General features: G+C 61.6%; 9 protein-coding genes. 4 read left to right on the forward strand and 5 right to left on the reverse strand.

From position 1 onward, the window contains the following. Nucleotide 1: 1 nt before the first annotated feature. The 3 genes from V6590_RS12075 to V6590_RS12085 are packed head-to-tail and all read left to right on the forward strand — an operon-like array spanning nucleotide 2 to nucleotide 4,072. Complete coding sequence (locus V6590_RS12075) at nucleotides 2-1,243, forward strand: Tm-1-like ATP-binding domain-containing protein (RefSeq protein ID WP_335423359.1); 1,242 nt, start codon at nucleotides 2-4, stop codon at nucleotides 1,241-1,243. Then, nucleotides 1,243-3,279: an oxidoreductase gene (locus tag V6590_RS12080; RefSeq protein WP_335423361.1), complete on the forward strand. Its 2,037-nt coding sequence runs from the start codon at nucleotides 1,243-1,245 to the stop codon at nucleotides 3,277-3,279. Before V6590_RS12075 ends, V6590_RS12080 begins: the two co-directional genes overlap by 1 nt. Nucleotides 3,280-3,301: 22 nt before the next feature. Next, nucleotides 3,302-4,072 (forward strand): SDR family NAD(P)-dependent oxidoreductase, encoded by a 771-nt coding sequence (locus tag V6590_RS12085; protein ID WP_335423363.1) that lies wholly within the window; start codon nucleotides 3,302-3,304, stop codon nucleotides 4,070-4,072. Nucleotides 4,073-4,201: 129 nt separating this feature from the next. Here V6590_RS12085 and V6590_RS12090 read toward each other — a convergent pair whose 3' ends face one another. Next, complete coding sequence (locus V6590_RS12090; protein WP_335423365.1) at nucleotides 4,202-5,251, reverse strand: Fic family protein; 1,050 nt, start codon at nucleotides 5,249-5,251, stop codon at nucleotides 4,202-4,204. A 626-nt stretch (nucleotides 5,252-5,877) separates the two neighbouring features. Here V6590_RS12090 and V6590_RS12095 point away from each other — a divergent pair. Beyond that, nucleotides 5,878-6,240 carry a bactofilin family protein gene (locus V6590_RS12095; protein WP_335423367.1) on the forward strand — a complete coding sequence of 121 codons (363 nt, stop codon included), beginning with the start codon at nucleotides 5,878-5,880 and terminating at the stop codon, nucleotides 6,238-6,240. Here V6590_RS12095 and V6590_RS12100 read toward each other — a convergent pair. The 4 genes from V6590_RS12100 to V6590_RS12115 form a co-directional block, all read right to left on the reverse strand. Then, complete coding sequence (locus tag V6590_RS12100; RefSeq protein ID WP_335423369.1) at nucleotides 6,225-6,506, reverse strand: WGR domain-containing protein; 282 nt, start codon at nucleotides 6,504-6,506, stop codon at nucleotides 6,225-6,227. The two genes, V6590_RS12095 and V6590_RS12100, sit on opposite strands and share 16 nt — an antisense overlap. 156 nt (nucleotides 6,507-6,662) lie before the next feature. Then, the gene (locus V6590_RS12105) at nucleotides 6,663-6,899 is read right to left on the reverse strand and encodes a hypothetical protein (RefSeq protein ID WP_335423371.1); all 237 of its coding nucleotides are present in this window, start codon (nucleotides 6,897-6,899) and stop codon (nucleotides 6,663-6,665) included. Beyond that, nucleotides 6,896-7,603 carry a hypothetical protein gene (locus V6590_RS12110; protein WP_335423373.1) on the reverse strand — a complete coding sequence of 236 codons (708 nt, stop codon included), beginning with the start codon at nucleotides 7,601-7,603 and terminating at the stop codon, nucleotides 6,896-6,898. Before V6590_RS12110 ends, V6590_RS12105 begins: the two co-directional genes overlap by 4 nt. Further along, nucleotides 7,603-8,298, reverse strand: a complete 696-nt coding sequence (locus tag V6590_RS12115) for a nucleotide-binding protein (protein ID WP_335423385.1) — start codon at nucleotides 8,296-8,298, stop codon at nucleotides 7,603-7,605. The genes V6590_RS12110 and V6590_RS12115 overlap by 1 nt, the downstream gene beginning before the upstream one ends. Nucleotides 8,299-8,853 lie beyond the last annotated feature (555 nt).

An 8,853-nucleotide genomic window follows, 5' to 3' on the forward strand; every position in this document is an offset into this window, starting at 1 on the left:
CATGCAGAAAACCATTCTGATCATCGGGACCTATGACACCAAGGATCCGGAACTGAATTTCGTCGCCGAAACCATCCGCAAGATGGGCGGGGCGGTGGTTGAGATGGATGTCAGCGTGTTGGGCGACCCGTCGCGCCCGGTGACGATTTCCAAGCACGAGGTAGCGGCGGCCGCAGGCAAGACCATTCAGGACGCCATGGATGCAGGCGATGAAAACCACGCCATGCAGATCATGGCGCAGGGGGCGGCCAGCTTGACGGCACAGCTTTATGCCCAGGGCCGCATCCACGGCATGATTGCGCTGGGTGGCACGATGGGCACCGATCTTGCGCTGGATTGCGCCCGCGCCTTGCCGGTGGGTGTGCCGAAATATGTGGTCTCGACCGTGGCTTTCTCGCCCCTGATCCCGCCGGACCGGCTTTCGGCGGATATCCAGATGATCCTGTGGGCCGGCGGGCTTTACGGGCTGAACGATGTCTGCATGGCAACCCTCAGCCAAGCGGCGGGCGCGGTTTATGGGGCGGCCTTGGCCGTTGTGCCGCCGAAGCCGGATCAGCCGGTCATCGGGATGATGAGTTTTGGCTCCTCGGCGCTGAAATACATGGTGCATCTGCGCCAACCGCTGGTGGACCGCGGGTTTTCGGTCGCGGTGTTCCATGGCACTGGCATGGGCGGCATGGCGATGGAAAGCCTTGCCGAACAGGGCTATTTCGCCTGCGTTCTGGAACTTGCCGTGGCCGAGATCGGCAATATCATGGTGGGGTCTGTGGTAAACGCCGGCGCAAACCGGATGACGGCAGCGGGCAGGCGCGGCACGCCGATCGTCGCAGGCCCCGGCTTTGGCGACATGATCGACTTTCCCACCTGGGCGCCCGTGCCCGAGCGTTTCCGCGACCGGCCCTATCATGCGCATAACCGGCTGATCGCCTCGGCCTCGCTGACCGGCCCCGAGCGGCGCGATCTGGCGCGTGAGGTGGCGCGGCGGCTGAAACTTTCGAAAGGCCCTGTGCATTTCGTGCTGCCGACGCAGGGCGTCCATGCCTGGGACACCGAAGGCATGCCTGCCCATGACCCGGGGGCGCTGGCCGAAATGGTGGAAGGCTACCGCGCCGAGATGACCGACCCGATCAAGCTATCGGTCGTGGATTGTCACATCAACGACGAGGCGTTTTCGATGAAAGTGCTGGAGATCATCGACGGCTGGATCGCTGATGGCACGATCCGCGTGACAAAAGGCGCATGATGGACCCGCGCTACGCGCCCCTGTTCCAGCCTTTGAAGATCGGTCCGGTGACGGCGCCCAACCGGCTGGTGTCGATGCCCCATGCCATTGGACACAGTTACCTGATGCCCAATGGCGCCATCGGCATCCGCGAAACACGGGCCGAGGGTGGCTGGGGCATCGTCGCAATGCAACTGAGCGAGATCGACCCCACCTCCGACCTGTCCGGCCTGCCTTATGAGCGGCTTTGGGACGCGGGCGACGTGCAGGCGCACGCGCGGTCTGTTGCGCGCATCCATGCCCATGGCGCGCTGGCCTCCATCGAGCTTGGCCATACCGGCATCCGGTCACGCGGGATTTCAAACGGCTATCCGGCGATGGGGCCTTCGGTTCTGCCGATCCTGAAGCCCGACATGCCGCTCATGGCCAAGGCGATGGACAAATCCGACATCCGCACCCTGCACCAAAGTTTTCGCGCGGCCACACGGCGGGCGAAACAGGCGGGATATGACATCGCCTATGTCTATGCCTCGCATGATGCCTCGATCCTATGGCATTTCCTGTCACCCGCCTACAACAGCCGAACCGACGAATATGGCGGCAGCTTTGAAAACCGGCTGCGGCTGTTTCGTGAGGTGTTGGAGGAAACCAAGGAAGAGGCGGGCCCTCACATGGCGGTGGCCGTCCGCTTTGCCGTGCATGAGCTTACTGGCCCCAAATGCATCCTGAACACCGGCGAGGGACGGGCGGTGATCGAAGCGCTGGCAGAGCTGCCCGACCTTTGGGATGTGAACGTTTCCAGTTGGAGCCGGGACAGCGGCACCGCGCGTTATGACGCCGAAGGGTTTCAGGAAGAGTTCACCGCCTTCGTGAAACAGGTCACCGGCAAGCCCGTTCTGGGCGTGGGGCGTTTCACCTCGCCCGATTCCATGGTCAGCCAGATCAAGCGCGGTGTCCTTGACCTGATCGGCGCGGCGCGTCCGTCAATCGCCGACCCGTTCCTGCCCCGCAAGATCGCCGAGGGTCGCGTCGAGGACATCCGCGAATGCATCGGCTGCAATATCTGTGTTTCGGTTGAAACCATCGGTCTGGAACTGCGCTGCACCCAGAACCCGACGATTTCCGAAGAATGGCGGCGCGGCTGGCACCCTGAGCGTGTGCCCCCGGCCCCCAAGGCGCAATCGGTGCTGATCGTCGGTTCCGGCCCGGCGGGGCTTGAGGCGGCGCTGGTGCTGGCGCGCGCAGGCCATCAGGCGACGGTGGCCGAGCGTGAGAGCGACTTCGGCGGGCGCAGCCGGATTGAGGCACGGCTCAAGGGCCTGTCCACTTGGGCGCGGGTCAAGGATTATCGGCTGTTCCAGTTGCAACAGATGACGAACGTCGACCTTTATTCAGGCAGCGACATGACGGCAGACATGATCGCCGATTTCGGCGCCGATCATCTGCTGCTGGCCACGGGTGCGGATTGGCGCGGCGACGGGGCAGGGCGCACGCGGCTTGACGGAATTCAAGGGTTTCAGGGGCAGGCCCTGACGCCGGATGATCTCTTGGCGGGCGCCAGAATCGAAGGTCCGGTCGTGATCTATGACGACGACCATTACTACATGGCCAATGCACTGGCCGCCGATCTGGCAGCCAAGGGTCATGCCGTGCATCTGGTCTCGCCCCAGCCGACCCTTGCGCCGTGGATGGGTCATACGCTGGAACAGCCCCGGATGATTGCGGAACTGCACGCGGCAGGGGTGCGCATGACCCCGAATGCATCGGCCGTGGCATGGCACGGCGACCGTCTGTCGTTGCAGCGCACGGATACCGGCGAGTCTTTGCCCGATATCCCCGCGCGGCATCTGGTCATGGTCGGCACGCGCCTGCCCGACACAACGCTCTCCGCCGCGCTGGATCAGATAGGCATCACTCATCGCGTGATCGGTGACGCCGAATGTCCCGGCACGATGCAAGGCGCGGTGTTTTCCGGCCATCGCCACGCGCGCGAGCTTTTGGGGACGGAGCCCGCCGACCGCATCTTCCGCCGCGAACGCCCGACGCTTTTTCTTTGATCCCCAGACAAGAGGCCACGACATGACCCAGAACGAACGCCCGGTGGTCTTGGTAACCGGCGGAGGAAGCGGCATCGGCGCGGCGATTGCCCGCAATCTCGGGCCGGATTACCGGGTTGTCGTCTGTGGCCGCCGCCTGCCGCCACTGGAAGAGATCGCCTCCGAGACCGGCGGCATCGCGCTTCAGGCCGATCTTTCGCAACCCGAAGCGTCGCGGGAGATCGTTGCTACGGTCATCGACAGATGCGGACGGTTGGATGGGCTGGTCCTGAATGCGGGCATTGTCGAGCCTGCGCCTTTTGCCGAGATGTCCTTGGAAAGCTGGCAGCGCCAGATCATGGTCAACCTTACCTCGCCCTTTCTGATGGCCCAGGCCGCCCTGCCGCATCTGGCCCGGCAGAGGGGTGCCATCGTCGGCATCGCATCGGCAGCGGCCCGGCACACCGGCGCGGGGCTTTCGGCCTATGGCGTGTCCAAGGCGGGGATGGTGCGGCTGATCCAGTCCATCGCCTTTGAAGCGGCCCCACTTGGCGTGCGCGCGAACGCGGTCTCTCCCGGCTGGGTCCGCACCGAGATGGGCGATATGGAGATGGCGGCCCTTGGCGGGTCACCGGATGCGGGCTATGCCATCGCCACCCAACATGTGCCGCAGAAGCGGGCCGCAGCTCCCGATGAGATCGCCGACGTCGTCCGCTTTCTTCTGTCGCCCGGCGCGTCCTTTGTCACGGGCAGCAACTTGGCTGTCGACGGCGGCGGAGGCATCGTTGATGCAGGTATGCTGGCGTTCAATTGAGCTTTGCCCTAATCGGCGATCCCGGATGATAGCACACTAACCTCAATCGGCCTGACTTGGACAGATTGGTCTGGCGTTTCGAACGTCCGCTTTCCGCCCATCGCGTCGAAGGATATTACATAATCAAAATTATCGGAGTGAGTACCAAGCTCCCCTCCCGGCCCCGTTCAGGCTCAGATGGCCATCCGCGACAAGTGTGCGGAAGTGCTGCTTTAGCGTGTTGCGATTCTGGCCGGTCAGGCGCTCGGCATCGCCGATTGTCAGGCGACCATGATCGCGCACGAGGTCGAGAAGTTGCGCGGAAACTTCCGGAAGGCTGCCCATCAGCAGGCGCTCGCGCTCAACTTTCGCGCGCAATCGTAGCATCTGGCGCTGCAGTGCGGACAGGAAGAAGCCGAGCCAGGGTCCCCAGTCCGGATTGTCGGACCTGATCGTCCCTTGGGTCTGCCGCAGTGCCAGGTAATAGGCCTCTTTGCTTTGCTCGATCACGCTTTCGAGGGATGAGTACGGGACATAGGCATAGCCTGAGCGCAAAAGCAGCAAGGTGGTCAAGATCCTGCTGAGACGCCCGTTGCCATCCTGGAACGGATGGATTTCGAGAAAGACCACGACGAAGATTCCGATCAGTAGCAGCGGATGCAGATCATGGTCCAGGGTGGCGGCGTTGTACCAGTCGATCAGTTCAGCAATGCGGCCCGGCGTGTCAAAGGGGCTGGCGGTCTCAAACACCACGCCAAGTTGCCGCCCCGCCTCGTCGAAAGCAGCGATCGAGTTCGGCGCGGTCTTCCAATCCCCCCTGTGTCGCTGATCTTTGGTGCTGTGCCGCAGGAGGTCCCGGTGCAACTGGCGGATATGGTTCTCGGTCACATCGATGTCGCGCCAAGAGGCGAAGACGGTGTCCATGACCTGGGCGTAGCCAGCGACCTCCTCCTCGTCCCGGGTCGAGAAGGTCTGGATGTCGAGATTGGAGAGCAGACGCTGAACCTCTTGATCGGAGAGCCGGCTTCCCTCGATGCGTGTCGAAGAGCCGATGCTCTCGATGGTGGCGACACGGCGTAAGGCGGATAACCGCTCGGGGGCGAGACTTCCGAGTGCGCGCCATGCGCCTTTGAACTCGTCGACCTCGGCGATGATCAAGAGAAAGGTTGGGGTGATGCGGAGCGTATGGGTTTGGATCATATCCAATCTCATACCCAATAACACCTATTTCCTGCAACCCAATTCGGAACCCAATTACACCCATTAGCAGCCGGACCACCGGTCATGCATGGGATCTGCACAGTTGAGACGACAAGGTCGCGGTCGGTCAGTGGGCTCGACCGGAACGTATCAGGCCGTGTCTCCGTTGCCGAGCCCGGCAACGCGGGCAAGATGACCCCGCGCTCTTGTTGTTATGGACTCTCCCCTGCCGATGGGTTCCCAAGCATCAACGGAAAGAGCGAGGCGCCGTTGCAGATCGCCTTCGACATGCTCATGTCTGAGGTTGAAAGCGATACCGGTCAAGCTATCACGCTCCTCTTGTTTTATTATCACGACACCCGCCGGAAGTTACCGGGATACCCTAGCCGTTCCTTGTCATCGCTCCAACAGTGGACCACACTATCCAACCGTCTGAAGGTTTCGGATGAGCGATAGACGCAAATCTATGGTTCATGAGGGGCAACCGGCAGACGATCCTTGCCGGACGAGTTGTGCAATGCCGAATACAGCCGCGCTTTTTCGCCGATCACGGTGCCGCGCGTTGCCCTTTCGTTTCGCGTCTGGTCCAATCTGGCGGCACGGAGTTGAGCTGAGGTGGCACCAAGATGAAGATCCCACATGGCGACTTCGACCGTTGGCCGGACCCGACCGTCGCAAACGCCCGCCGCAGCGATTTCGCGGAGGACCTTGTTGTCGAAGGCGATGCCACCTCCAGTGGACCTATTGAGGTCCAAGGCAACGTCATTGGCTCGCTGCGAGCACCGGAGATCACTGTGGCCGGTTCAGGGCGCGTTGAAGGTTCCGTCGTCGCCCACGACCTCGTCGTTTTTGGGGCGGTTTCGGGCATGATCTCGGCGCAAAACGTTATGTTCGCGCCGAGTGCGGTCGTACAGGCAGACGTCATCCACGAGCGGATCGCCATCGAGGCCGGTGCCGTGTTGGAAGGCAGGCTTCAGCGGAAGGCCTGACATATCTCACTCCGCAAGGTCTGGCGGAGCGTCTGGCCGGCCGGAAGATAGCCCCGCCGTATTTTTCGTCGGAGGATTTGCGATGCTTCTCTCTCCGCTTCTTCAACGGAAGCACAGGTTTCGATGCTCGTCCGGCCGTGGGTCCCGATCCGGCCCCAGGTCCGCAAGACGGAGACGTCCCCGAACAGAGTCGGCGCGATTTCGATGCAGTAGAACCGTGCCATGTTGGCCTCAGGGTCGATGCGGTGCAGATGTGCCAGAGCCATGGTGGTCCTCCTCTGTCCAGGTTCCACCTTGCCGATCTTCAAGTCCAATTGATTTTCTGAATCGAAACCAGCTGAACGATTCAGATGCTTGATGGGTTGCCGTTGGGCTACGCGCTGTGGCCGCCAAAAAAGCTGCTTCTTGGCGGCCTGCCAGTGTCAGACGGTTGTGACATCCCGCGCGTGTGGGACATCCACGACAACGAACCGCTTCGCCCGGCGCTTATTGGGGGTGTACCAAACGGTCTTGCGCTCGCCGGTTTGGCTGAACTGATAGGTCACCCCGAGGATCGTCTCACGCTGATCTGGATCGACCATCCATTCGACGGGTGTGCCGATGTCGAATTCCGACGGAGGGATGGTCCGCTCGAGGGCAGGGGCTTCTGTGCTGGTCATCGTTCGTCTCCCTCGTTGGTTGCCTGAGTTTTTGCTTTGGCCAGCGCCATGTCGAATGCCTCCTGGAAGCGCGCGCGAAAGGCCGGGCCCATGACCCTTGCCAATCCCAACATTCCAAGCGGGTCGTGCCGGGTAGCGAGGTCGGCCGCAAAAGACGGTCGCAGGGTCAAGGTCACGCTGGTGGGGTGCTTCCCGCGCGCACCGCGCGGCTCATGGACCTCCGGCATGCCATTGCGCTCCCAATCGTCAAAGACCTGGTCCCGCAGCGCCTGCGCCACGCGGCGGATCAGGAACTGGACCGAGCACCGCGCCGCCACGGCCCAGGCCTCAGCCAGATCTGCTTGTCTGGAAGTCAGCGACACTGCGACATAGACGACCTGCCCCCGCGCCGCTGCAGCTGGGACCTGAACGGCGGACCGTTCCGCAAGGTTCACAGGCGCTCGATGACCTGTTCCCTCTTTCCGGGTTCCTTCCCGGATATGGGTGGATTGCCCACCGTTGTCGCGTTGGGATGTGACCTCTGCGGTGGCAGCCTCGACCGGATTTCGCTCGGCTTTCCCCAACACATCATTGACAGAAGACAGCGGCTTCATGCTCGGCCTGTCGACCTCAGCGGGAGGGGTAGCCATCCCACCGAACCCAAGCTTGGCCGAGAATCCAGCATCCTGACGAATGATCCGCATCTGATCCTTGCGCTGCGCCATCATGCGGCCTCCACTGGTGCCAGGATCAGCTGGTCGATCTCGTCCAGAAGGTCTTCTGCCTCCTTCAGGGCAGTCTGCAGGTGTACCGCCAATCCGCGGTTTGGCGTCTTCTCCGCGATGGGACCAAGAAGCCCTTCCTTGTCCATCCGGACATAGGCGCTGCGGTTCGACAGCCAGCCCTCGCAGGCGGGCAGGGAGCGGAAGAGCTCGTCCGCCACCGCCCGCTCAGATTCAGAGAGCCGAACCTGCACCCGGCTGAGCACCACCGAGAACCCAGCCAGATCATCCGGGTTCTCGACCCGGCCCCGCAATTTCAGATACCAGCTGGCGGTCTCGAAGGTCTCGCTGAGATCACCCCGCGACAGCATCATCGGACAAAGGACCCGATGGGCGGCAATGGCCAGCACATCCTGCGCCTCAGATCCGCCGCCAAAGGTATCAATGAGGATCAGATGCTCCTGGTCCGGCTGCGCATAGATCTGGTCAATCGCCTCGACGACCCGGGGCGCGTCCAGTGTGTGGATTACCTCGACAAGGGGAGACCAGTTTCCGGCTTCTTGCCCCGCCTGCATCCACTTGAGGCAGGACTTCGATGCGTCGGTATCAAAGATCGTGACGGTTTCACCGCGACTTGTTGCGGCGGAAGCAAGAGCGCGGCAGAGCGTGCTCTTGCCCGATCCACCCTTGCGGTTCATCACCAGCACGACCCGTATTCCGTAACCCATATCACCTTCCTCTCTTCGCCGATTGCATTTCCTCGACTGCGCATTGCGCAAATCGTTTATCCTAAATCACATCTCTTTAATCTGGTCGCGCATTGCGAATATCCGAATACATCCTGCGCAAATCTGATTGCGCTTGGCATATATCCTTGTTCACTTCTCTGATTTCCGGATGCGTATGTCTTTTATCTGATCGCGCAATGCCGATTGCACAAACCGCAAAGCCGAATACATATCCCTGATGCCACAAGCCGCATCCCATATATCCTTTCTCTGGAACCTGAACGCGCGGAGACAGGCTTCATATGTCAAACAAAACAGGTGCTTGCCTGCTGTCCTCAGGGGATTTTGCGCGTCAAGCTGTCCAGCTGGCTCTGCGCAATCCTTCGTTTTGCCTTGCGTGTTCCGCGATCAGTGAAACGCATTCGGTGGCGGAGGGATTACTCAAGGTCATGTCCATCCGCAACCCCATAAATCACGCATAGATTGTGCTTGATGTGGAGGTGTAAGAGAGGGATAGAGAAGGTG

Origin of the sequence: Gemmobacter denitrificans (genome assembly GCF_036964905.1) — a bacterium.
Taxonomy (GTDB): Bacteria; Pseudomonadota; Alphaproteobacteria; order Rhodobacterales; family Rhodobacteraceae; genus Gemmobacter; species Gemmobacter denitrificans.

What these genes read in the sequence shown, in the direction of transcription:
- V6590_RS12100 (WP_335423369.1), bottom strand. Translation starts at nt 6,506, where the DNA reads ATGGCTCTGGCACATCTGCACCGCATCGACCCTGAGGCCAACATGGCA.
- V6590_RS12095 (WP_335423367.1), top strand. Translation starts at nt 5,878, where the DNA reads ATGAAGATCCCACATGGCGACTTCGACCGTTGGCCGGACCCGACCGTC.
- V6590_RS12110 (WP_335423373.1), bottom strand. Translation starts at nt 7,603, where the DNA reads ATGGCGCAGCGCAAGGATCAGATGCGGATCATTCGTCAGGATGCTGGA.
- V6590_RS12075 (WP_335423359.1), top strand. Translation starts at nt 2, where the DNA reads ATGCAGAAAACCATTCTGATCATCGGGACCTATGACACCAAGGATCCG.
- V6590_RS12105 (WP_335423371.1), bottom strand. Translation starts at nt 6,899, where the DNA reads ATGACCAGCACAGAAGCCCCTGCCCTCGAGCGGACCATCCCTCCGTCG.
- V6590_RS12085 (WP_335423363.1), top strand. Translation starts at nt 3,302, where the DNA reads ATGACCCAGAACGAACGCCCGGTGGTCTTGGTAACCGGCGGAGGAAGC.
- V6590_RS12080 (WP_335423361.1), top strand. Translation starts at nt 1,243, where the DNA reads ATGGACCCGCGCTACGCGCCCCTGTTCCAGCCTTTGAAGATCGGTCCG.
- V6590_RS12090 (WP_335423365.1), bottom strand. Translation starts at nt 5,251, where the DNA reads ATGATCCAAACCCATACGCTCCGCATCACCCCAACCTTTCTCTTGATC.
- V6590_RS12115 (WP_335423385.1), bottom strand. Translation starts at nt 8,298, where the DNA reads ATGAACCGCAAGGGTGGATCGGGCAAGAGCACGCTCTGCCGCGCTCTT.